At 69.9% G+C, this 22,494-nt stretch carries 15 protein-coding genes; 9 read left to right on the top strand and 6 right to left on the bottom strand.

Annotation, left to right across the window (positions count from 1 at the left end):
- Nucleotides 1-9 precede the first annotated feature (9 nt).
- The 9 genes from mrdA (at nt 10) to rmuC (ending at nt 10,112) form a co-directional block, all read left to right on the top strand.
- Complete coding sequence (gene mrdA / locus BLU22_RS08600) at nt 10-1,923, top strand: penicillin-binding protein 2 (protein ID WP_090213651.1); 1,914 nt, start codon at nt 10-12, stop codon at nt 1,921-1,923.
- Entirely contained in the window at nt 1,920-3,065 is a 1,146-nt protein-coding gene (gene rodA / locus BLU22_RS08605) for a rod shape-determining protein RodA (protein WP_090213653.1), read from the top strand. The genes mrdA and rodA overlap by 4 nt, the downstream gene beginning before the upstream one ends.
- Before the next feature lie 20 nt (nt 3,066-3,085).
- Nucleotides 3,086-4,087, top strand: coding sequence for a lytic murein transglycosylase B (mltB, locus tag BLU22_RS08610; protein WP_090216343.1), 1,002 nt, complete (start codon nt 3,086-3,088; stop codon nt 4,085-4,087).
- 2 nt (nt 4,088-4,089) lie between these two features.
- Complete coding sequence (locus tag BLU22_RS08615) at nt 4,090-5,064, top strand: septal ring lytic transglycosylase RlpA family protein (protein ID WP_090213654.1); 975 nt, start codon at nt 4,090-4,092, stop codon at nt 5,062-5,064.
- A 79-nt stretch (nt 5,065-5,143) separates the two neighbouring features.
- Nucleotides 5,144-6,304 (top strand): D-alanyl-D-alanine carboxypeptidase family protein, encoded by a 1,161-nt coding sequence (locus BLU22_RS08620; protein WP_090213656.1) that lies wholly within the window; start codon nt 5,144-5,146, stop codon nt 6,302-6,304.
- A gap of 74 nt (nt 6,305-6,378) precedes the next feature.
- Complete coding sequence (locus BLU22_RS08625; protein WP_090213658.1) at nt 6,379-6,657, top strand: DUF493 domain-containing protein; 279 nt, start codon at nt 6,379-6,381, stop codon at nt 6,655-6,657.
- On the top strand, nt 6,657-7,307 hold the full coding sequence (lipB, locus tag BLU22_RS08630; RefSeq protein WP_090213659.1) for a lipoyl(octanoyl) transferase LipB: 651 nt from the start codon (nt 6,657-6,659) through the stop codon (nt 7,305-7,307). The genes BLU22_RS08625 and lipB overlap by 1 nt, the downstream gene beginning before the upstream one ends.
- Nucleotides 7,304-8,281 carry a lipoyl synthase gene (gene lipA / locus BLU22_RS08635; protein ID WP_090213661.1) on the top strand — a complete coding sequence of 326 codons (978 nt, stop codon included), beginning with the start codon at nt 7,304-7,306 and terminating at the stop codon, nt 8,279-8,281. Before lipB ends, lipA begins: the two co-directional genes overlap by 4 nt.
- Before the next feature lie 352 nt (nt 8,282-8,633).
- Nucleotides 8,634-10,112 (top strand): DNA recombination protein RmuC, encoded by a 1,479-nt coding sequence (rmuC, locus tag BLU22_RS08640; protein WP_090213663.1) that lies wholly within the window; start codon nt 8,634-8,636, stop codon nt 10,110-10,112.
- A 183-nt stretch (nt 10,113-10,295) separates the two neighbouring features.
- On the opposite strand, the gene BLU22_RS08645 is transcribed toward rmuC, so the two are convergent.
- The 6 genes from BLU22_RS08645 to BLU22_RS08670 all read right to left on the bottom strand — a co-directional run bounded on the left by BLU22_RS08645 (nt 10,296) and on the right by BLU22_RS08670 (nt 22,488).
- Complete coding sequence (locus tag BLU22_RS08645) at nt 10,296-12,401, bottom strand: putative bifunctional diguanylate cyclase/phosphodiesterase (protein WP_090213664.1); 2,106 nt, start codon at nt 12,399-12,401, stop codon at nt 10,296-10,298.
- 28 nt (nt 12,402-12,429) lie between these two features.
- Entirely contained in the window at nt 12,430-15,594 is a 3,165-nt protein-coding gene (locus BLU22_RS08650) for an MHYT domain-containing protein (RefSeq protein WP_162274136.1), read from the bottom strand.
- A 227-nt stretch (nt 15,595-15,821) separates the two neighbouring features.
- Nucleotides 15,822-17,033: a methyl-accepting chemotaxis protein gene (locus tag BLU22_RS08655; RefSeq protein ID WP_090213668.1), complete on the bottom strand. Its 1,212-nt coding sequence runs from the start codon at nt 17,031-17,033 to the stop codon at nt 15,822-15,824.
- Nucleotides 16,928-17,521, bottom strand: coding sequence for a PAS domain-containing protein (locus tag BLU22_RS08660; protein WP_090213670.1), 594 nt, complete (start codon nt 17,519-17,521; stop codon nt 16,928-16,930). Before BLU22_RS08660 ends, BLU22_RS08655 begins: the two co-directional genes overlap by 106 nt.
- Before the next feature lie 639 nt (nt 17,522-18,160).
- Nucleotides 18,161-21,559 carry a response regulator gene (locus tag BLU22_RS08665; protein ID WP_162274137.1) on the bottom strand — a complete coding sequence of 1,133 codons (3,399 nt, stop codon included), beginning with the start codon at nt 21,557-21,559 and terminating at the stop codon, nt 18,161-18,163.
- Nucleotides 21,556-22,488, bottom strand: coding sequence for a PhnD/SsuA/transferrin family substrate-binding protein (locus tag BLU22_RS08670; protein WP_090213673.1), 933 nt, complete (start codon nt 22,486-22,488; stop codon nt 21,556-21,558). Before BLU22_RS08670 ends, BLU22_RS08665 begins: the two co-directional genes overlap by 4 nt.
- Between the last annotated feature and the right edge of the window lie 6 nt (nt 22,489-22,494).

Here is a 22,494-nt window from a genome sequence, read left to right on the forward strand (position 1 = left end):
CCTTCGTCCATGCCGCAGCCGATCCCGCTCAAGGACCACGAACACGATGCCCGTCTGGTTCGCCAGCGGGCCATTGTCGGCGCGGTGTTCGTGCTGCTGCTCACCGCGGTGCTGGTGGCGCGGATGGTCTACCTGCAGGTGATCCAGTACGAGCATCACTCGACGCTGGCGGAAAACAACCGCATCCATGTGCAGCCGCTGCCGCCGACCCGCGGGCTGATCTACGACCGCAACGGGGTGATCATCGCCGACAACCGGCCGAGCTTCAGCCTGACGGTGACCCGCGAGCGTGCCGGCGACTGGCCGGCGGTGCTCGATGCCATCGTCGAGGTGCTGCAGCTGGGCGAGGAGGAGCGCGCGCTGTTCGAGCGCCGGGTGCGCCAGGGGCGCCGGCCGTTCGAGCCGGTGCCGGTGATGTTCGAGCTTTCCGAGGAGCAGATCGCGCGCATCGCGGTCAACCAGTTCCGCCTGCCCGGCGTCGACGTGGTGGCCCAGCTGGTGCGCCACTACCCGCAGGGCGAGCACTTCGCCCATTCGGTGGGCTATGTCGGGCGGATCAACGAGCAGGAACTCAAGCGCCTCGACGCGGTGAACTACAGTGGCACCCACCACATCGGCAAGACCGGCGCGGAGAAGTTCTACGAGGACGTGCTGCACGGCCAGGTCGGCTACGAGGAAGTCGAGACCAACGCCCGCGGCCGGGTGCTGCGGGTGCTCAAGCGCACCGACCCGACCTCCGGCAAGGACATCACCCTGCACCTCGACCTCAAGCTGCAGGAGGCCGCCGAGGCGGCCCTCGGCGGGCGGCGCGGCGCGGTGATCGCCATCGAGCCGGCGACCGGCGGGGTGCTGGCGATGGTCAGCCAGCCGAGCTTCAACCCCAACCTGTTCGTCACCGGGATCGGCTTCAAGGACTACGCCGAGCTGCGCGACTCCATCGACCGGCCGCTGTACAACCGCGTGCTGCGCGGCCTGTATCCGCCGGGCTCGACCATCAAGCCGCAGATGGCGCTGGCCGGGCTCGACGCCGGGGTGATCACCCCGGCCACCCGGGTGTTCGACCCCGGCTTCTACCAGTTGCCCGGCAACACCCACAAGTATCGCAACTGGAACCGCAGCGGCGACGGCTGGGTGGACCTCAACCTGTCCCTGGCGCGCTCCAACGACACCTACTACTACGACCTGGCGATCAAGCTGGGCATCGACCGCCTGCACCAGTACATGAGCGCCTTCGGCCTCGGCCAGCGGGTGTCCATCGACCTGTTCGAGGAGGCGGCGGGGCTGATGCCGTCCCGCGAGTGGAAGCGTATCAACCGCCGCCAGTCCTGGTTCCCCGGCGAGACGGTGATCACCGGCATCGGCCAGGGCTACATGCTGACCACCCCGCTGCAGCTGGCCCAGGCCACCGCGCTGGTGGCCAACCATGGCCGCTGGGTGCGCCCGCGCCTGCTCAAGGACGCCGACGGCCTGAGTCCCGAGCAACTGATGCAGAGCGGCCTGCTGGAGCCACGCGAGCCTCCGGACGACCTCAAGGTCAAGGACGATCGCTACTGGGAGCAGGTGACCCGCGGGATGGTCGAGGTGGTGCACGGCCCGCGCGGCACCGCCCGCAAGATCGGCGAACGCTCGCCCTACCTGATTGCCGGCAAGAGCGGTACGGCGCAGGTGGTGGCGATCCGCCAGGGCGAGAAGTACGACCGCAACAAGGTGCGCGAGCGGCACCGCGACCACGCCCTGTTCGTCGCCTTCGCCCCGGCCGACGCTCCGCGGATCGTCGTCGCGGTGATGGTGGAGAACGGCGAATCCGGCTCCGGCGTCGCCGGCCCGGTGGCCAAGCAGGTGCTCGATGCCTGGCTGCTCGACGAACAGGGTCGTCTCAAGCCCGAATTCAGCAGCGCGCCGCCCGCGCAGGAGGCCCCGTGAACGGCAGTTTCGACCGCACCCTGTCCGACGAGGACGTGCTGCGCCGCCGCGCCAGCCTGCTGCAGCGCCTGCACATCGACGGCCCGCTGCTGCTGCTGCTGGTGACCCTCGGCGCGGTCGGCCTGTTCGTGCTGTGGTCGGCCGGCGGCAAGCACTGGGAGCTGCTGCTCAAGCAGACCACCTCGTTCGGCATCGGCCTGGTGGCGATGTGCGTGATCGCCCAGATCGAGCCGCGTTTCATGGCGCGCTGGGCGCCGCTGGCCTACGGCTTCGGCGTCAGCCTGCTGGTGGCGGTCGAGCTGTTCGGCTACACGGCGATGGGCGCCACGCGCTGGATCAACATTCCCGGGGTGATCCGCTTCCAGCCCTCGGAGTTCATGAAGCTGATCATGCCGGCGACCATCGCCTGTTACCTGGCCGGGCGCAGCCTGCCGCCGACCCTCAAGCACCTGGCGGTCAGCCTGGTGCTGATCGGCGTGCCCTTCGTGCTGATCCTCAAGCAGCCGGACCTGGGCACCGCGCTGATGGTGATGGTCCCCGGCGCCTTCGTGCTGTTCATCGCCGGGCTGCGCTGGCGCTGGATTCTCAGCGCGGTCGCCGCCGCGGTGCCGATCGCCGTGGCGATGTGGTACTTCGTGCTGCACGACTACCAGAAGCGCCGGGTGCTGACCTTCCTCGACCCCGAGCGCGACCCGCTGGGCAGCGGCTGGAACATCATCCAGTCCAAGGCCGCCATCGGTTCGGGCGGCGTGCTCGGCAAGGGCTGGCTGCAGGGCACCCAGTCGCACCTGGATTTTTTGCCGGAAAGCCACACGGACTTTATCATTGCGGTACTTGGCGAGGAGTTCGGCATGGTCGGCGTCTGCCTGCTGTTGGTGGTCTACCTGCTGCTGATCGCCCGTGGCCTGGTCATCACCGTGCAGGCCCAGACCCTGTTCGGCAAGCTGCTGGCCGGCAGCATCACGCTGACCTTCTTCGTCTACGTATTCGTCAACATCGGCATGGTCAGCGGACTGCTGCCGGTGGTGGGCGTTCCCCTGCCGTTCATCAGTTACGGGGGAACCTCGTTGGTGACCCTGATGTCAGGGTTCGGGATTTTGATGGCGGTCCACACCCATCGTAAGTGGATCGCCCAGGCTTGAGGCTTAGAGTGAACAACAGCATGCATACACTGCGAAAGTGGGCGCGACTGGCCGCGGCCGGTCTGCTCGGTGCCCTGGCCGCCGCGCCGGGTGTGGCCGGCGCCTACGAGAATGCCGCCCAGGTCGACGCCTTCGTCGCCGAGATGAGCCGCGAGCACGGCTTCGCCGAGGCGCCGCTGCGGGCGATGTTCGCCACGGTCGAGCGCAAGCAGGCGATCCTCGACGCCATCTCGCGCCCGGCCGAGCGGGTCAAGCCGTGGAAGGAGTACCGGCCGATCTTCATCACCGACGCGCGCATCGCCCAGGGCGTGGCGTTCTGGAAGCAGCACGCCGACACCCTGGCGCGCGCCGAGCGCGAGTACGGCGTGCCGGCCCAGGTGATCGTTGCGATCATCGGCGTGGAAACCTTCTTCGGCCGCAACACCGGCAACTGGCGGGTGATGGATGCCCTGGCGACGCTCGGCTTCGACTACCCGCCGCGCGCCGACTTCTTCCGCAAGGAGCTGCGCGAATTCCTCCTGCTGACCCGCGAGCAGCAGGTCGATCCGCTCAGCCTCAAGGGCTCCTACGCCGGCGCCATGGGCCTGCCGCAGTTCATGCCCAGCAGCTTCCGCGCCTACGCCGTGGACTTCGACCGCGACGGCCACATCGACATCTGGAACAACCCGGTGGACGCCATCGGCAGCGTGGCCAGCTACTTCCAGCGCCACGGCTGGGTCGCCGGCGATCCGGTGGTGACTCGCGCCGACGTCGCCGGCCTGCGTTTCGCCGAGGGCCTGACCCAGGGCCTGGAGCCGGTCAAGTCTGTGGGCGACCTGCGCCAGCTGGGCTGGACCCCGCAGGACGCGGTGGAGGACAACTACGCGGTCACCGCCTTCCGCCTGGAAGGCGCCCACGGCGACGAGTTCTGGATGGGCCTGCCCAACTTCTACGTGATCACCCGCTACAACCGCAGCGTGATGTACGCCATGGCCGTGCACCAGCTCTCCGAGGCGCTGCTGCTGCAGCGCGGCGGGCGTTGAGCATGGCGCGCCGCGTGCTCGCGCCGCTGGCGCTGCTGCTCGGCGGCCTGCTGCTGGCCAGTTGCTCGACCCACCGCGCCCCAGCGCCGGGCGCCAGCACGCCGGCCGCGCCGGGAGGCTACGTGCGCCCGCTCAAGGACGGTGCGCCCTGGTGGGACGTGGACGTCTCGCAGATTCCCGACGCCGTGCCGCGCCCGCATTACGGCCCGGTCAAGGCCAGTCCCTACACGGTGCTCGGCAAGTCCTACTTCCCGATCCAGGATGCGCGCAACTACAACGTCACCGGCACCGCCTCCTGGTACGGCACCAAGTTCCATGGCCAGGCCACCGCCAACGGCGAGGCCTACGACCTCTACGGGATGACCGCCGCGCACAAGACCCTGCCGCTGCCCAGCTATGTGCGGGTCACCAACCTCGACAACGGGCGCAGCGTGATCCTGCGGGTCAACGACCGCGGGCCGTTCTACTCCGACCGGATCATCGACCTGTCCTTCGCCGCCGCGAAGAAGCTCGGCTATGCCGAGAGCGGCACGGCGCGGGTGCGCGTCGAGGGCATCGACCCGCACCAGTGGCTGGCACAGAACGGCCAGCCGGTGCCGCCGCCGGACGCCGCGCCGCGGGCCGTGGCACAGCCGCTCGCCGCGCCGCTGGAAACCTACACTCCGCCGCCCAGCCAGCATGCCGGCGCGGTGCTGCCGGTCGAGCTGGCCGCGGCGCCCGCTGCGGCGCCGGACGCCGCCGGGCTGTACCTGCAGGTCGGCGCCTTCGCCAACCCGGACGCCGCCGAGCTGCTCAAGGCGCGTCTCAACGGCATGGTCGGTGCGGCGCCGGTGTTCATCAGCCCGGTGGTGCGCAACCAGCAGGTGCTGCATCGCGTGCGCCTGGGGCCGCTGAACAGCGAGGCCGAAGCCCGCCAGTTGCAGGACTCGCTGCGCCTGGCCAGCCTCGGCCAGCCGACGCTGGTGCGCCCGGACTGAGTCCGGCGCCACCGCGAACCGGCCCCCGCGCTCCGGCGCGGGGGCCTGTCCGATTCACCCTTCGTTTTTTGAGAGACCGATGAACATCATCACCTTCGTGCAACGCTTGTTCCTGCTCGTGCTGATCGGCATCGCGCCTGCCACCTGGGCCGCCGAACAGGTGGTTCCCGCGCCGCCGCAACTGGCCGCCAGCGCCTGGCTGCTGATGGACGCCAGCAGCGGCCGCGTGCTGGTCGAGCACAATGCCGACGAGCGCCTGCCGCCGGCCAGCCTGACCAAGCTGATGACCGCCTACATCGCCACCCTGGAGATCAACCGCGGCCAGATCAAGGAGAGCGACCTGGTGCGCATCAGCGAGCGCGCCTGGCGTACCGGCGGTTCGCGGATGTTCGTCGAGGTGGGCAAGGAAGTCTCGGTGGACGACCTGCTGCACGGGGTGATCATCCAGTCCGGCAACGACGCCAGCGTGGCCCTCGCCGAGCACATCGCCGGCAGTGAGGACGCCTTCGCCGACATGATGAACAGCACCGCCGCGCGCCTCGGCCTGGTCAACTCGCACTTCATGAACGCCACCGGCCTGCCGCATCCCGAGCACCACTCCTCGGCCCGCGACATGGCCCTGCTGGCCCGCGCGATCATCCGCGAGGACCAGGCCCACTACGCCATCTACGCGCAGAAGGAATTCCTCTGGAACGGCATCAAGCAGCCCAACCGCAACCTGCTGCTGTGGCGCGACAAGACCGTCGACGGCCTGAAGACCGGCCACACCGACGAAGCCGGCTACTGCCTGGTGGCCAGCGCGGTGCGCGAGGACATGCGTCTGATCGCCGTGGTGTTCGGCACCGTCAGCGAGCAGGCACGCGCCGCCGAGGTGCAGAAGCTGCTGACCTACGGCTTCCGCTTCTTCGAGACCCGCCGCTTCTACCAGCAGGGCACCGAACTGGCCCAGGCGCCGGTATGGAAGGGCGCCGCCCGTCAGGTCAAGGCCGGCCTGGCCGAGGACCTGACCCTGACCCTGCCGCGCGGCCAGCTGGACAAGCTGCAGGCCAGCATGACCCTGCTGCCGCGCATCGAGGCGCCGGTCGCCGCCGGTCAGGAGATCGGCAAGGTCGAGGTCAAGCTCGGCGAGGAAGTCATCCACAGCGCGCCGCTGGTGGCCATCGAAGCGGTCGAGGAGGGTGGTTTCCTGCGCCGTCTGTGGGATAGTATCCGACTGTTTTTCTCTGGTTTGTTCGACTGAACCCCTGAACCCGCGGCGGGCGTCCCGATCCGGGGCGTCCGCCGTGCCGGCCACAAGCCTGCCGTGACGACGCCATGACCGCTACCGAACCCCAAGCTCCGAAAATCGAATTCCCCTGCGACGGCTACCCGATCAAGGTGATCGGCACCGCCGGCGACGGCTTCTCCGACCTGGTGATCGAGGTGGTGCAGCGCCACGCCCCCGACCTCGACGTCACCACCCTGCGCCTGCGCGACAGCAGCAACGGCCGCTTCGTCGCCGTGCAGCTGGCGATCCGCGCCACCGGCATCGAGCAGCTGCAGGCCATCCACCTCGACCTGCGCGCCACCGGCCGCGTCCACATGGTGCTCTGATGGCCGCGCTGACCGTGCGTCAGCTCGGCCTGCTGCCCTACCAGCCGGTCTGGCAGGCCATGCAGCGTTTCACCAACGAGCGCGGTCCCGAGGCCGCCGACGAGATCTGGCTGCTCGAACATCGGCCGGTGTTCACCCAGGGCCAGGCCGGCAAGCCCGAGCATCTGCTGCTGCCCGGCGACATCCCGGTGGTGCAGGCCGACCGCGGCGGCCAGGTGACCTACCATGGCCCCGGCCAACTGATCGCCTACCTGCTGCTCGACGTGCGCCGCTCGGGCCTGGGCGTGCGCGAGCTGGTCAGCCGCATGGAGCAGGCACTGGTCGCGCTGCTCGCCGAGTACGGCGTCGAGGCCCATGCACGGGCGGATGCGCCGGGCGTCTACGTCGGCGCGGCGAAGATCGCCTCGCTGGGCCTGCGCATCCGCCATGGCCGCTCCTTCCATGGCCTGGCGCTGAACGTCGACATGGACCTGGAGCCGTTCCGGCGCATCAACCCCTGCGGCTACGCCGGCCTGGCGATGACCCAGCTGCGCGACCTGGTCGGCCCCATCGATTTCGCCGAGGTGCGCGAGCGGCTGCAGCGTCAGCTCGTCCAGCAACTCGGCTATGCCCAATACCAGACCCTCACGGGAGGGGTAGAACTGACATGAGTACCGTGGACAACACCAGCAAGGGTCCGACCAAGGTCGAGGCCGGGGTCAAGCTGCGCGGCGCCGAGAAGGTCGCGCGCATTCCGGTGAAGATCATTCCCACCGAGGAGCTGCCGCGCAAGCCGGACTGGATCCGCGTGCGCATCCCGGTCACCCCCGAGGTCGAGCGGATCAAGCAGCTGCTGCGCCAGCACAAGCTGCACAGCGTCTGCGAGGAAGCCTCCTGCCCGAACCTCGGCGAGTGCTTCAGCGGCGGCACCGCCACCTTCATGATCATGGGCGACATCTGCACCCGCCGCTGCCCGTTCTGCGACGTCGGCCACGGCCGGCCCAACGCGCTGGATCCGGACGAGCCGAAGAACCTCGCCCTGGCCATCGCCGACCTGCGCCTAAAGTACGTGGTGATCACCTCGGTGGACCGCGACGACCTGCGCGACGGCGGTGCCCAGCACTTCGCCGACTGCCTGCGCGAGATCCGCGCGCTGTCGCCCAGCGTGCAGCTGGAGACCCTGGTGCCGGACTACCGCGGGCGCATGGAGATCGCCCTGGACATCACCGCGACCGAGCCGCCGGACGTGTTCAACCACAACCTGGAAACCGTGCCGCGGCTGTATCGCTCCTCGCGCCCCGGCTCGGACTTCGAGTGGTCGCTGGACCTGCTGCAGGAGTTCAAGAAGCGCGTCCCCGGCGTACCGACCAAGTCCGGGCTGATGCTCGGCCTCGGCGAGACCGACGAGGAAGTCATCGAGGTGATGCAGCGCATGCGCGAGCACGACATCGACATGCTGACCCTCGGCCAGTACCTGCAGCCCTCGCGCAACCACCTGCCGGTGCAGCGCTTCGTGCATCCGGACACCTTCGCCTGGTTCGCCGAGCAGGGCGAGGCGATGGGCTTCAAGAACGTCGCCTCCGGGCCGCTGGTGCGCTCCTCCTATCACGCCGACCAGCAGGCGCACGGCGGCAAGATCGGTTGAGTGCGCGCCGGGGCGCTGCCCCGGCTGGCGAGCGAAAAACAGCCCGAGCTGCGTGCGGCTCGGGCTGTTTCGTCGTGCCCGGACGGTTGTTGCCGGCGCCGCGAGGGTGTCTGCCGGTGCCCCTGCGGTATGTGCTAAGTTGTTGAAAAATCAACAGAAATTTTCTGGTCAAAAAACGTCCAGTTTGTCTGCAGGCCCCGTGGGGCGTGGCGTCGGCGGCTCTGCCCGACTGTTGTCCACTCAGTTATCCACAGTAATTGTGGATTGAACGCGCCAGCCTGCGCGGCAGAGGGCTGCCGGCGAACTCCGCCGTCTGCCGGCGGCGTCCTTTCCCCATCGATGGAGGGTTTCCATGCCCATGCAAGCGACCGATCTGCTGCTGGGTGGCCTGGCGGTCGGCCTGCCGGCCCTGGTGCTGCTGTACCTGCTGGCGCAGCGCGGCAGCCGTGGCGCGGCGCAGCTCGCCCTGCTCGCGGAGCGCCTGGCCACCAGTGAGCAGGCCCGCCAGCAGCTGCAGGCGCCCCTGCAGCAGGCCCAGGGCGAGGTACAGCGCCAGCAGCGCCTGCTGGCCGAGCTGCAGGCCGACAACGCGGCGCTGCGCCGCGAGGTGCAGCTGCTCGGCGCCGAGCGTCAGGAGGCGGCGCGCGCGGCGCTGCGCCATGCCGAGGAACGTCGCGAGCTGGAGGGCGAGCTGCGCGAGCTGGAAGGCGAGCGCGCCGCCCTGCAGGCCGCCCTGCGCGAACAGCAGCAGGGCCACCGTCAGCGCCTGGAGGACATGCAGGCGGCCCGCGACGAGCTGCGCGCGCAGTTCGCCGAGCTGGCCGGACGGATCTTCGAGGAGCGCGAGCAGCGTTTCGCCGAGAACAGCCAGCAGCGCCTCGGCCAGTTGCTCGACCCGCTGCGCGAGCGCATCCACAGCTTCGAGCAGCGCGTCGAGCAGAGCTACCAGCAGGAGGCCCGCGAGCGCTTCTCGCTGGGCAAGGAGCTGGAGCGCCTGCAGCAGCTCAACCAGCGCCTCGGCGAGGAGGCGCACAACCTCAGCCGCGCGCTGCAGGGGCAGAAGACCCAGGGCAACTGGGGCGAGCTGGTGCTGGAACGGGTGCTCGAACACGCCGGCCTGCAGAAGGGCCGCGAGTACGACACCCAGGTCAGCCTGCGCGGCGCCGGCGGCGAGCGCTTCCAGCCCGACGTGCTGATCCGCCTGCCCGGCGAGCGCCAGGTGGTGGTGGATGCCAAGGTCAGCCTGAGCGCCTGGCAGCAGCATGTCGCCGCCGAGGACGAGGCGACCCGCAGCCAGGCGCTGCGCCTGCATGTGCAGTCGCTGCGCAACCACCTCAAGGGGCTGTCCGGCAAGGACTACCAGCGCCTCGACGGCCTCAACAGCCTCGACTTCGTGCTGCTCTTCGTGCCGCTGGAGGGCGCCTTCGCCGCCGCCCTGCAGGCCGAGCCGGCGCTGTTCGAGGAGTCCTTCGGGCAGAACATCGTCATCGTCAGCCCCACCACCCTGCTGGCCACCCTGCGGCTGATCGACAGTCTGTGGCGCCAGGAGCGGCAGAACCTCAACGCCCGCGAGATCGCCGAGCGCGCCGGCTTCCTGTACGACAAGTTCGTGCTGTTCGTGCAGGACCTCGACGAGATCGCCAGCCGCCTGCAGCAGCTCGACAAGGCCTGCGCCGCGGCGCGCAACAAGCTCTGCGAGGGCCGCGGCAACCTGTTGGCGCGCAGCGAGCAGTTGCGCCAGCTCGGCGCGCGGACCAGCAAGAGCCTGCCGGCCGACTGGCTGGCGCGCGCCGACGCGGCGCCGCTGGCCGCCGAGGATGATGGCGTCTGAGCAGGAGGGGCGTCGATCTCGCGGCGTTTGCTTGCCGATCTTTCTGGGCGGGAAAGCCTTTGCCGGTTTCCCAAGCGTCCCGTCTGCTGTCAACGCATGGCCGTCGCGCCCCGCGTGCGTGACGCGGGACTGTTGTGGTTGCGCAACAACAGTAGTCGCGAGCGCCTCGACGCTGGGTGACGCTCAGAGCGCCGGCGCCAGTTGCGCCGCCACGCCGGCCTCGGTCGTCTGTCCCTGGTGGGCCAGGTAGAAGCGCGCCAGCTCGTCCGCGCGCATCGGCTTGCCGAACAGGTAGCCCTGGATCTGGGTGACGCCGATGGCGTCCAGGTAGTCCTGCTGGCGCTGGGTCTCGACGCCCTCGGCGACCGTGGCCAGGCCCATGCTCTGCGCCATGACGGTGACCGCGCGGACGATGGCGCGGTCGCTGGGCGAGGCGACGATGTCCTTGACGAAGGCGCGGTCGATCTTGATGGTGTCCAGCGGGAAGCGCAGCAGGTACTCCAGCGACGAGTAGCCGATGCCGAAGTCGTCGATGGCGATCTGGAAGCCCTGGGCGCGCCAGCTGCGCAGCTGTTCGATGGTGCCCTGGGGGTCCTGCATGGCCACGCTCTCGGTGATCTCCAGCTTGATGTGCCGCGGCTGCACCCCGGCGTCGCGCACCGCAGCGGCGAGGATCTCCGACAGCCGGCTGTCCTGGAACTGGCGCGGCGACAGGTTGATGCTCATCTGCAGGAAGATCCCGGCATCCTGCCAGGCGCGCAGCTGGCGGCAGGCGCTGCGCAGGATCCACTCGCCGAGGGCGTTGATCAGCCCCAGTTCCTCCATGATCGGGATGAAGCGCGGCGGCGGCACCAGGCCGATTTCCGGGTGTTCCCAGCGGATCAGCGCCTCGACGCCGACGATGCGGTTGTCGCTGAGCTGCATCTGCGGCTGGTAGACCAGATGGAACTGGCGGAAGTCTTCCTCCAGGGCGGCGCGCAGGGCGAACTCCAGCTTCAGTTCGGTCACCGTGTCGCTGCTGGCCGGGCGGGCGACGCTCAGCGGCATGCCCTGCAGGCGGGCGAGCTGGCGGGCGTCCTGGGCGGCCTGGATCATTTCCTCGGCGTTGCCGGCATGCTGCGGGAACAGTGCGATGCCGGCGGTCAGCGAGGCGAACAGCGACTCGCCGTCGAGGCTGATCGGCTGGCTGGCCCGCGCCAGTGCCGCGTCGGTCTTGGCGCGCACGCGTTCCAGGTCGTTGTGCGGCACCAGCAGGGCGAACTCGTCGCCGTCCAGGCGGGCGACATGGATCTCGCCGGGCAGCCCCTGCTGCAGGGCGTGGGCGACGCGGGCCAGGACCAGGTCGCCGGCCTTCATGCCCAGCGCGTCGTTGATCCGTCCCAGACGGTTGATGTCGAGCAGCACCATGGCTACCCCCTGGCCCTCGTGGCGGGCGCGCTCGATGGCGGCTTCCAGCTGGCGCAGGAACAGCTTGCGGTTGGGCAGGCCGGTGAGGCTGTCGTGCAGGGCCAGGTGCTGGACCATCTGCTCGGTTTCGCGGACCTGGGTGACGTCCTGCCAGGCGCCCTCGAACAGCTGGACCGCGCCGGGCGTCGGGTTGGGCTCGGCGACCAGGTGCAGCACGCGCATGCCGCCTTCGGCCTGCGGCAGGCGCACTTCCAGGTCGAGCCGGCTCAGCGCGGTGCGCATCACCTCCATGGCCTGGGCGAGCCGCGCGCGATCGTCGGGATGCACATGGGCGAGCAGGCCGGCGAGCTGCCCGACCTGCTCGGGGCGCAGCCCGGTCAGCTCGGGCAGGTCCGCCGACCACTCCAGGCGGTCGCTGTCGGCGTGCCAGGCCCAGAAGCCGAGGCGGGCGATCTTCTGCGCATGGCTCTGGCGCAGGCGGGTGCGCTGCAGCTCCAGACTGGTGCGCCGGGCGCGCAGGGCGTAGCGCAGCCGCGCGGCGAGCAGCGGCCAGTTGATCGGCTTGGTGATGAAATCGGTGGCCCCGGACTCGAAGGCCCGTTCCACGTCGGCGGTGGCGTCGGCGGCGGTGAGCATGATCACCGGGGTGCCCGGCACGCTCTCGGCCTCGCGCATCGCCAGGCAGGCGGCGAAGCCGTCGAGGCGCGGCATCATCACGTCCATCAGCACCAGGTCGGGGCGTTCGCGGCGGAATACCTCCAGGCCCTCCTGGCCGTCGGCGGCTTCCAGCAGGCGATAGCCCTGCTTGCCGAGGATCGAGGTGATCAGCATCCGGGTGGACAGGTCGTCTTCGACGACGAGGATCGATTGCGTGGTCTGCATGGTCGTGATGCCGTTCCTTGCCGGGCCGTCAGAGGACGTCCTGTTGCGGGGTGCGTGCGGCGCCGGGCGCCGGGTCGGGGTAGCGTTGCCGCAGGCTGCGCGCGCTGGCTTCGGCCAGTTGCGCCAGCTGCGCGGCGCTGTCGTGCGCGGGCGCCCGGTCGCCGGCCGCGCGTTGTTCGAGGTCGCGCGCCAGCGCCGCCAGGGCCAGCGCGCCGAGGTTGCCGGCGCTGCCCTTGAGGCGGTGCGCCTGCCTGCGGATTTCGTCATGGTCACCCTCGGCGAGGGCGCTTTGCAAGCCCGCGATCTGCCCCGGCAGGTTGCTGCAGAAGAAGCCGATCAGGGTCTGCAGATCGCTGCCCAGGGCTTCCTCCAGCCCGGCGAGCACGCCCTCGTCGAGCAGCGGCGGCTCGGTGGCGGGCGGCGGCGCGCTGCGGCCGAGCAGGGCCAGCATGCTGTCGAGCAGCTGGCGCGCGTTGTAGGGCTTGCTGAGTATCTCGTCCATGCCGGCCTGCCGGCATTCGTCGACCGCCGGCGTGCCGGCGTGGGCGGTGAGGGCCAGCACCGGCGTGCGCGGCTGGCCGCGCTCGCGCTCCAGGCGACGGATCTCGCGGGTCGCGGTGGGGCCGTCCATCACCGGCATCTGGCAGTCCATGAGGATGATGTCGAAGCGCGCTCCGGCCTCGATCAGCGCCACCGCCTCGGCGCCGTTCCCGGCCTCGCTGAGCTGCACCGCGTGCTTGGCCAGCAGGCGCTGGGCGAGCATGCGGTTGACCGGGTGATCCTCGACCAGCAGCACGCGGCACCCGCGCAGGCCGGGCTCGGCGCTGCCGGCCGTCTCGCGGGCCGCGGCCGGGACGCGCCGCTGCAGCGCGCCGAGCAGGGCGTAGGCCAGCGCATCGGGGCCGGCCGGTTTGCTCAGGTGCTGGTCGAGCACCCGCGATTCGCGGGCCTCGACCTCCAGCTGGTCGCTGGCCGAGGAGAGCATCACCAGATGCAGGTGCGGATGCCGCTCGCGCAGCTGGCGCGCCAGCTCCAGGCCGTCCAGTTCGGGCATCATGCGGTCGAGCACCGCCAGCTGCACGCTCCCGGCGTTCCGTGGCTCCTGCATCCAGGCCAGGGCGTCGAGCGGGTTGCAGAAGCCGTAGGGCCGCATGCCCCAGGCGACGGCGTGGCGCTCGACGATCAGCCGGTTGGCCAGCACGTCGTCGACGATCAGCAGGCCGCGTCCGGCCAGCAGCTCGGCGGCCCGCTCGCTGGCGCTGCGCTCGCCCCGGGGATTGTCCTGCAGCGGCAGCTGCAGCTCGAAGAAGAAGCGGCTGCCGCGGCCGGGCGTCGATTCCAGGCCAATCTCGCCGCCCATCAGCTCCACCAGCCGGCGGCTGAGAGACAGGCCCAGGCCGGTGCCGCCGTACTTGCGGGTGGTCGACTCGTCGGCCTGGCGGAAGGCGTCGAAAATGAACGGCTGCACTTCCGGGGCGATGCCGATGCCGGTGTCGCGCACCGCGAAGCACAGCGCCCCCGGCGTGCGGGTCGAGCGGGCGACGCACAGGGCGACTTCGCCGCGTTCGGTGAACTTGACCGCGTTGCTCAGCAGGTTGAGCAGCACCTGGCGCAGGCGCAGCGGATCGCCGAGCACCTGGCGCGGCAGCCCCGGTTCGACCTCGATGATCAGTTCGAGCTGCTTCTGGTGGGCGCGGGCGGCCAGCAGCTTGGCGGTGTGCTCGACGACCTCGCTGAGGTCGAAGGCGACGTGCTCCAGCTCCAGGTGCCCGGCGTCGACCTTGGACACGTCGAGGATGTCGTTGAGCAGGGCCAGGAGCATCTCGCCGGAGCGTTGGGCGATTTCCAGGTATTCGCGCTGCTCGGGGTCGAGCGCGGTTTCCAGGGCCAGGTCGAGCATGCCGATCACCCCGTTCATCGGCGTGCGGATCTCGTGGCTCATGTTGGCGAGGAACAGGCTGCGCGCCTTGGAGGCCTGCTCGGCGTGGTCGCGGGCGCGGCGCAGGTCCTGCTCCAGGGCGTGGCGCGCGCTGATGTCGAAGATCATCCCGTCAAGCAGCCGCTCCTCGCGTCCGTCCTCGACGGTCTCGGTGACGAGGTGGCCGAGCGACCAGACCTGCAGCAGCCGGCCGTCCCGGCAGCGCAGGCGGTATTCGGCCGAATAGCTGCCGCCCTCGGTGCCGGCGCGCCGGCGCGCTTCGGCCAGGTGCGGCAGGTCTTCGGCCGGGATCAGCGCGCGCAGGCCGCCGTTGTCCTGCAGTTCGGCGGCGCTCCAGCCGGTGAGCGCCTCGATGCCGTCGCTGAGGAACAGCAGGCTCCAGTCCTCGTCCAGCCGGCAGCGGAAGACGATGCCCGGCAGGTTGTCGATCAGCGACTGCATGAAGCGCTCCTGGCTGCGCAGGGTTCGGCGCATCCGCTCGCGGTAGTGCAGGAAGGTGTTGCTGAGCAGCACGGCGACGATCAGCAGCAGGGTGCCCAGCAGCACGGCGTTGGCGATCGGCCCGCTCTGCAGCGCCGGCAGCGGGGTGTCCGAATCGGCCGTGCCGAGAAAGCGCGCCGCCGCCATGCCGGCGTAGTGCATGGCGGCGATCGCCGAGCCCATCACCGCGCCGCCCAGCAGCAGGCCTGTCAGCGGCCGCAGGCGCGCGTTGTGCTCCAGGCCGAAGCGCACCCACAGCGCCAGCATGGCCAGGCCGATGGCGAGGAGGATCGACAGGGCGAACCACCAGGGGTCGTAGCGCAGCAGCGGCGCCATCCGCATGGCGGCCATGCCGCTGTAGTGCATGGCGCCGATCCCGGCGCCGACCAGCACGCCGCCGAGCACCAGCTGGCGGCCGCGCAGCTGCGGGCGGGTGAGCAGCGACAGGGCGACCCAGGAGGCGGCCAGGGCCGGCAGCACCGAGAGCAGGGTGGTCAGCGGGTCGTAGCTGACCGGGCTGCACAGGCGGAACGCCAGCATGCCGAGAAAGTGCATCGCCCAGATGCCGCCGCCCAGCGCCAGGGTGCCGGAGAGCAGCGCCACCTGGCGCAGCAGCGGCGTGCTGCTGGTGCGGGCGATCCCGGCCACCTGCAGGCCCATGGTCGCGGCGCCCACCGAGAGCAGGATCGACAGCGCGACCAGCCAGGGGTCGAAGGTGCCGTACAGGTACAGGCTGGGGTCGGCGGGGTCGAGCAGGAAAACGAGTTCGAGCATGGCAGGGCGCATCGCCGGCAGGATGGGAGAAGCCGTGCGGGACGGGCGCGGGGCGCATCCTTCGGGCGGGTGACGACTGGCGGCAGGACGTGCACAGGCGAGCCGCCGGGCGTCGTTGGACGGGCGCCCGGCACCTGCCGCAGCTCCCGTTACCGTCATTGACCGCCGCCGGCCGGCGTCCCGTCTTGATGGGCGTCAACGCCCTCGCGGGCCGCCGGCCACGCGGCTCAGAAGGCTTCCCAGCTGTCCTCGGCGACCGGCGTTTTCGGCCGGCGCGGACGTGCCACCGTCGCGTTGGGCTGGCGGGCAGCCAGGCGTGGCGGGCGCGGCGTGCCGCTACCGGCCGGCAGGCGGCTGGCGGTCTGGAAGATCGAGATCGCCTGGGCCAGCTCGCCCACCTGCGCCTGCAGGCTGGTGGAGACCTGCTGGGCGTGGCTGACCATGCCGGCGTTCTTCTGCGTCACGCTGTCGAGCTGGGCGATGGCCTGGCTGATCTGGGCGATGCCCGAACTCTGCTCCGAGGAGGCGCAGGAAATCTCGCCCATGATGTCGCTGACCTTGACCACCGACTCGATCACTTCGTCGATGGACGACTCGGCGACCTTGACCAGGGCGACGCCTTCGCCGATCTCGCTGGTCGAGTGGTCGATGAGCTGGCGGATGTCCTGCGCCGCCGCCGCCGAGCGGCCGGCCAGCTGGCGCACCTCGGTGGCCACCACGGCAAAGCCGCGCCCGTGCTCGCCGGCGCGGGCCGCCTCGATGGAGGCGTTCAGGGCGAGGATGTTGGTCTGGAAGGCGATCGAGTCGATCAGCCCGATGATCTCGCCCATCTGCTGCGAGGCCTCGGAGATCGCCGACATCTTGCGCACCACCTGGTGCATCACCTCGCCGCTGTCCTTGACCAGGCGCGAGGCGTGCTCGGACAGCTGGTTGGCGTGCTGGGCGTTGCTGGAGTTCTGTTCGACCGTGGTGGTGATCTGCTCCATGCTGCTGGCGGTCTGCTGCAGCGAGGCGGCCTGGTCCTCGGTGCGCGCGGCCAGGGCCTGGTTGCCGCTGGCGATGTCGTGGCTGGCCGACGACACGCTGTGGATGCTGCGGTTCACGTCGAGGGCGATGCTCGACAGGCTCTTGCGCATGGTGTCCATCATGGCCGCCAGCTGGCCGATTTCGCTGCGGCCGAAGTCGGGGATCTGCGCGCTCAGGTTGCCGGCGGCGATCTGCGAGTTGAACTGCATCGCCGCGGCGATCGGCGCCTTGATCGAGCGCAGGGTGCGGTAGCCGAGATAGGCGAGCACCGCGGACAGGCCGCCGAGAGCGGCCAGCGAGTAGCCGTTCAGCGCCGCCCAGGCCGAGGCGCCAGCGGCTTGGGCGCCGACCGCGAAGCCGGCGGCGGTGAAGAGGATCGCCGTGGCCGACATGGCCGGCAGGCGGAACTGCATCGACGAGGGGTTGAGCCGGGCGAGCCAGCCGCGCAGGCCCCGGCGGCACAGCACGCCGTCCTTGAGGGCGAAGGCACTGCGCCGGCCGGGGCGATGTCGCCATAGACCTCACGGGCCAGCGCCACGGCTTGGGCATCGGCCTTGATGCGCACCGAGGCGTAGCCGACCAGGCTGTTGCCTTCGAAGTAGGGGGTGACGTGGGCCAGCACCCAGTAGTAGTCGCCGTTCTTGCGCCGGTTCATCACCAGCCCGTTCCACTCGCGCCCGGCTTCGAGGGTCTGCCACAGGTTGGCGAACGCCTCGCGGGGCATGTCCGGGTGGCGGACGATGTTGTGGTCCGCGCCCTTGAGCTCATCCCAGGAGAAGCCGCTCACCTCGATGAACGCCGGATTGGCGTAGGTGATCTTGCCCGTCAGGTCGGTGCGCGAAATCAGGAAGTCATCACTGTTGAGTGAATATTCACGGGAGCCAAGATTTCCGGACAACATGATTTATTTCCTTATATTAGGCGTTGAGGGTCCCTGCGCGAGCCTAATATTAATTCGGGCGCATCGAACAAGAATGTTTTGCAGATATATCCGTCCACACGGAGTGGGCGGCTATATATCGATACGGCAGACAAAGAAATGCCGTTGGAGCCTGCGTGGGCGACGAGGCGGATGGCACATCTGGCGATGCGCGGCGCCTGTAGTCTCCCTGTGCTCTATGGGGTTTTATGCCTTTTTTTGATATTTCGAGTCAATTTTTTGGAAATATAACCTCTTGCCTAATTTGTCTCAAGCCTGAGCGTTGGCTTGCTGACGAATCACCCTGGGTCTATAACCACTCTTTCCGAATGGGTTTCGAGTGATTACTTTTTTAGGGTTATTTTTAATTCCTTTTTAATTGAAAGGTTATTGGTGGGGGAGATATTGGTCAATTGCGTGCCGGCGAGTTTGCCGGCCAGCAAACTCGAAAGCGCCCTGAAGCAAAGGAGGGTGGCGGATGGTCATGCGGGGTGCTGCAAATTCGCATCAAGACAGCGAAATAGAGCGGCGCGTCTGTATCGGAGGGGGAGGACGGTAACGACCCGGCGGAAGTCGGCCCGCTGCGCCGCCGCGGCGGGCGGCGACGGGCAGCGGGCGGCTTCAGGCCGGCAGCGGATAGCGCTGGTGCAGGCGCTCCAGGGTGCGTTCGGCCAGATCGCCGAGCCGCTCGCCCAGCGCCGCGTCGAGCGCCTGTTGCTGCTGGGCCTGCTGTTCGATCTCCCGCGCCAGGGTGGCCAGCGCCAGGGCGCCGAGGTTGCCGGCGCTGCCCTTGAGGGTATGGGCCTGGCGGCGGATTTCCGTGGCGTCGCCGCCGCGCAGGACGATCTGCAGGGCGGCGATCTGGGTCGGCAGGCTGGCGCAGAAGAAGGCCACCACCTTGTGCAGGTCCTCGCCCAGGGCTTCCTCCAGGCTGGCGAGCATGGCCTCGTCGAGCAGCGGCGTCTCCCCGCCGTCGGCGGCGGCCGGCGCCAGCGCTGCCGGGGCGGCGGCGCTGGCCAGCAGGCGGCCGATGGCGGCGAGCAGCTGCTCGTTGTTGTAGGGCTTGCTGAGCACCTCGTCCATGCCGGCATCGCGGCAGTGGGCGATTTCCGGGGTGCCGGCATGGGCGGTGAGGGCGAGGACCGGCGTGCGCGGCAGGTCGCGCTCGCGTTCCAGGCGGCGGATCTCGCGGGTCGCGGTGGGGCCGTCCATCACCGGCATCTGGCAGTCCATGAGGATGATGTCGAAGCGCGCCCCGGCCTCGATCAGCGCTACCGCCTGGGCGCCGTCCTCGGCCTCGCTGAGCTGCACCGCGTGCTTGGCCAGCAGGCGCTGGGCGAGCATGCGGTTGACCGGGTGGTCCTCGACCAGCAGCACGTGGCGTTCGCGCAGGTCGAGCTCCGGGGCGCTCGGCGCGGCGACCGCGCCGGCCGCCGCCGGCCCCGGGCCGTGCAGGGCGGCGAGCAGCGCATAGGCCAGGGCGTCGGGGCTGGCCGGCTTGTGCAGGCTCTGGTCGAGCAGGCCGTCGTGCAGGGCGATGGCTTCGAGCTGGTCGCTGGCCGAGGAGAGCATCACCTGGCGCAGCTTGGGGTACTGGCGACGCAGGCTGCGCGCCAGTTCCAGGCCGTCCAGCTCGGGCATCATGCGGTCGAGCACCGCCAGCTGTACGCTCCCGGCGTTCCGTGGGTCCTGCATCCAGGCCAGGGCGTCGAGGGGATTGCAGAAGCCGTGCGGCTGCATGCCCCAGGCGATGGCGTGGCGTTCGACGATCAGCCGGTTGGCCAGCACGTCGTCGACGATCAGCAGGCCGAGGCCGGCCAGCTGTTCGGCGGCCCGTTCGCTGGCGCTGCGCTCGCCGCCGGGGGCGGCCTGCGGCGGCAGCAGCAGGTCGAAGAAGAAGCGGCTGCCCTGGCCGGGCGTTGAACTGACGTGGATCTCGCCGCCCATCAGCTCCACCAGTCGGCGGCTGAGCGCCAGGCCCAGGCCGGTGCCGCCGTACTTGCGGGTGGTCGACTCCTCGGCCTGGCGGAAGGCGTCGAAGATCTGCTGCTGGGCTTCCGGGGCGATGCCGATGCCGGTGTCGCGCACCGCGAAGCACAGCGCGCCGGGCGCGCTGGCGGAGCGACCGACGCACAGGGCGACCTCGCCGCGCTCGGTGAACTTTATCGCGTTGCCGAGCAGGTTGAGCAGCACCTGGCGCAGGCGCAGCGGGTCGCCGAGCACATGGCGCGGCAGGCCCGGCTCGACCTCGATGATCAGTTCGAGGCGCTTCTGGTGGGCGCGAGCGGCCAGCAGCTTGGCGGTGTGCTCGACGACCTCGTTGAGGTCGAAGGCGACGCTCTCCAGCTCCAGATGCCCGGCGTCGACCTTGGACACGTCGAGGATGTCGTTGAGCAGGGCCAGGAGCATCTCGCCGGAACGCTGGGCGATTTCCAGGTATTCGCGCTGCTCGGGGTCGAGCGCGGTTTCCAGGGTCAGGTCGAGCATGCCCATCACCCCGTTCATCGGCGTGCGGATCTCGTGGCTCATGTTGGCCAGGAAGGTGCTCTTCATCCGTGCGCTGCGCTCGGCGGCGCGCCGCGCTTCCTCCTGGGCGGCCTGCATCTGCAGGCGCTGGGTCATGTCGCGGAACACGGTGATCGAGCCTTCGATGCGGCCCTTCTGCACCACCGGGGCGCAGGTCACCTCGACCGGCAGGCTCTGCCCGCCGGCGGTGCGGAAGCGCTCGTTCTCGCAGTAGTAGGTTTCGCCGCGCAGGGTGCTCAGGCGGATCGGGCAGGCCTCCAGCGGCACGTCGTCGCCGTGGCTGTCGTGGGCGTGGATCAGCTCGTGGACCACCGCGCCCTGCAACTGCTGCGCGGTGAAGCCGAGCAGGCGCTCCAGCGCCGGGTTCCAGTAAATCAGGGTGCCGCGTTCGTTCTGCACGAACAGCCCTTCGAGCATGTTGTCGGTGATGCTCTTGAACATCTGCCGCTCGTTTTCCAGGCTCCGGCTGTCGCGGCGCTGGCGCTGCAGGGCCAGCAGCAGCGCCGCCAGCAGCAGGCTGGCGAGGCCGGCCAGCAGCAGGTAGTGGCGCGCCGAGACGCCCAGCTCGGGCACCGCGCCGTAGCCGACCAGGTAGCCGGCCTGCTCGCCGGTCAGGTTGCTGACCGGCATGAAGGTCACCGCGGCGAACTCCAGCCCCTGCAGGCGTACCGGCAGGGCGAAGGTCTCCGAGGCGTGCATGCGCTGGCGGATCTTCTCCCAGTGCGGCTTGAGGCGGTCGTCGAGTTCCACCTGGCTGGCCGGCCGCGCGCTGACGCTGCGGTGGGCGAGGCTGGCCTGCAGGTCTTCGAGGGCATAGTCGGGATTGATCTCCAGCGGGAACAGCAGGCTGGTGCTTTCCGGGACGCGCGCCTGCAGGCTGTCGCGGTGCAGCCAGAAGCTGTATTCGTGGCCGGGATTGACCTCGCTGAGGCCCTGGCCGATGGCGCTGAAGTCGATGCTGGTTTCCACCGAGCCGATCAGCTCGCCGTCGAGCCTGACCGGGAACACGTAGCGATAGCCGTGGAACAGCTTGCCGTTCTCGAAGCCGCGGGTCGGCTGGCCGGTTTCCAGCACGCGGCGGATGCTCGGCCGCGAGGCGAGCAGGTCGTCGCCGGACATCTCCGGCTTGTGGAAGCGCAGGTAGCTGCGCCCGGCGCGGTCGTGGAAGTGCAGCTGGACCAGGTTGTAGCGGCTCATGTGCCGGTAGTCGGGCCACAGGGTGCGCAGCAGCCGGCCGCGCAGCATCGCCTGCTCCGCACCGCTGGCCTGCAGGCCCTGGTGGAACAGGTGGCGGATGCCGGGACGGTTGAGCAGGGTGTCGTGCATCAGCTCGCTGACCCGTCCGTAGGTCTGGGTGATGGCCTGGTAGGCGCTGTGCTTCTCGCGGTTCTTCGCCTCCAGCACCTCGTCGGCGTTGCGCGCCCACAGCTGGTAGAAGCCGGCGAGCAGGAGCAGTTCGAGGACGACGAACAGGGCGGGAAAGGTCCATCTCATCGGGCTTGCTCCTTCTCGCGCAGGATCGCCTGCTGCAGCGGCGCCTCGATGCGCATGAACTGGCGGGCGATGGCGTCGTAGTCCTCGTGGGCGGCCGGCACGGCGCCCCGGCGCAGGGTGCGCGGCCATTCGACGAAGCGCGCGATGTCCGCCTCCTGCAGGGCGAGGAAGCCCTCGCGCAGGCGCTGGCGGGTGGCGGCATCGAGGGTCGCGGCGTTGGCGATCAGGGTGAAGCCGGGCAGCGGCCGGGTGGCCGCCAGCTCGACCAGGCCGACGCCGGCGAAGCGCGCGGCGACCTCGTCCTTGAGCACCCCGAGGTCGGCGCCGCCGGTGATCACCTCGATGGCGATCTGGTCGTGGCGGCCGACGAAGCGGTAGTCGAGGCGCTCGATGTCGACCCCGGCGCGGCCGAGCAGGGTGGCGGCGGCGAAGTAGCCGCAGGTCGAGAACGGCTGGGTCAGCGCCAGGCGCGCGCCGACGTAGCGCGGCAGCGGGCGCACCTCGTCGGCGAAGGCGACCAGCGTGCAGGTGTAGTGCTCGCGGCCGTCCGGCTCGCGAAAGCGCACCAGCGGCTCGGCGCCCGCGTGCAGCTGGCGCAGCGAGACGTAGGGCAGCGGGCCGAGGATGGCCAGGTCGATGCGCCCGGCGACGAAGCCGCTGATGATGTCCTCGTAGCGGGCATGGTTCTCCACCACCACCGGATGGCCGGTCAGCTCCTCGATGAAGCGCGCCGGGCCGAGCTGGCTGTGGATCTCGTCGGGCGTCGACTCGAACAGGGTCGGCGCCAGCACGATGTTGCGCAGCGTCCGCGGCTCGGTATCGGCGCCTGCCTCGGCGGTGGCGCTGGCCGCCAGCAGGCAGCCCAGCAGGCCGAGCAGGGCAGCGGCGAGCCGGCGGCGAAAGTGCGGGGTGCGGCGGGGCAGGGGCATGGGCGG

It is taken from the genome of Pseudomonas guangdongensis (genome assembly GCF_900105885.1).
Taxonomy (GTDB): Bacteria; Pseudomonadota; Gammaproteobacteria; order Pseudomonadales; family Pseudomonadaceae; genus Geopseudomonas; species Geopseudomonas guangdongensis.

Bases quoted from the DNA above. Each gene is read 5' to 3' on its own strand.
- mrdA (WP_090213651.1), top strand. From the start codon at position 10: ATGCCGCAGCCGATCCCGCTCAAGGACCACGAACACGATGCCCGTCTG.
- mltB (WP_090216343.1), top strand. From the start codon at position 3,086: ATGCATACACTGCGAAAGTGGGCGCGACTGGCCGCGGCCGGTCTGCTC.
- BLU22_RS08615 (WP_090213654.1), top strand. From the start codon at position 4,090: ATGGCGCGCCGCGTGCTCGCGCCGCTGGCGCTGCTGCTCGGCGGCCTG.
- BLU22_RS08620 (WP_090213656.1), top strand. From the start codon at position 5,144: ATGAACATCATCACCTTCGTGCAACGCTTGTTCCTGCTCGTGCTGATC.
- BLU22_RS08625 (WP_090213658.1), top strand. From the start codon at position 6,379: ATGACCGCTACCGAACCCCAAGCTCCGAAAATCGAATTCCCCTGCGAC.
- lipB (WP_090213659.1), top strand. From the start codon at position 6,657: ATGGCCGCGCTGACCGTGCGTCAGCTCGGCCTGCTGCCCTACCAGCCG.
- lipA (WP_090213661.1), top strand. From the start codon at position 7,304: ATGAGTACCGTGGACAACACCAGCAAGGGTCCGACCAAGGTCGAGGCC.
- rmuC (WP_090213663.1), top strand. From the start codon at position 8,634: ATGCCCATGCAAGCGACCGATCTGCTGCTGGGTGGCCTGGCGGTCGGC.
- BLU22_RS08645 (WP_090213664.1), bottom strand. From the start codon at position 12,401: ATGCAGACCACGCAATCGATCCTCGTCGTCGAAGACGACCTGTCCACC.
- BLU22_RS08650 (WP_162274136.1), bottom strand. From the start codon at position 15,594: ATGCTCGAACTCGTTTTCCTGCTCGACCCCGCCGACCCCAGCCTGTAC.
- BLU22_RS08655 (WP_090213668.1), bottom strand. From the start codon at position 17,033: ATGCAGTTCCGCCTGCCGGCCATGTCGGCCACGGCGATCCTCTTCACC.
- BLU22_RS08660 (WP_090213670.1), bottom strand. From the start codon at position 17,521: ATGTTGTCCGGAAATCTTGGCTCCCGTGAATATTCACTCAACAGTGAT.
- BLU22_RS08665 (WP_162274137.1), bottom strand. From the start codon at position 21,559: ATGAGATGGACCTTTCCCGCCCTGTTCGTCGTCCTCGAACTGCTCCTG.
- BLU22_RS08670 (WP_090213673.1), bottom strand. From the start codon at position 22,488: ATGCCCCTGCCCCGCCGCACCCCGCACTTTCGCCGCCGGCTCGCCGCT.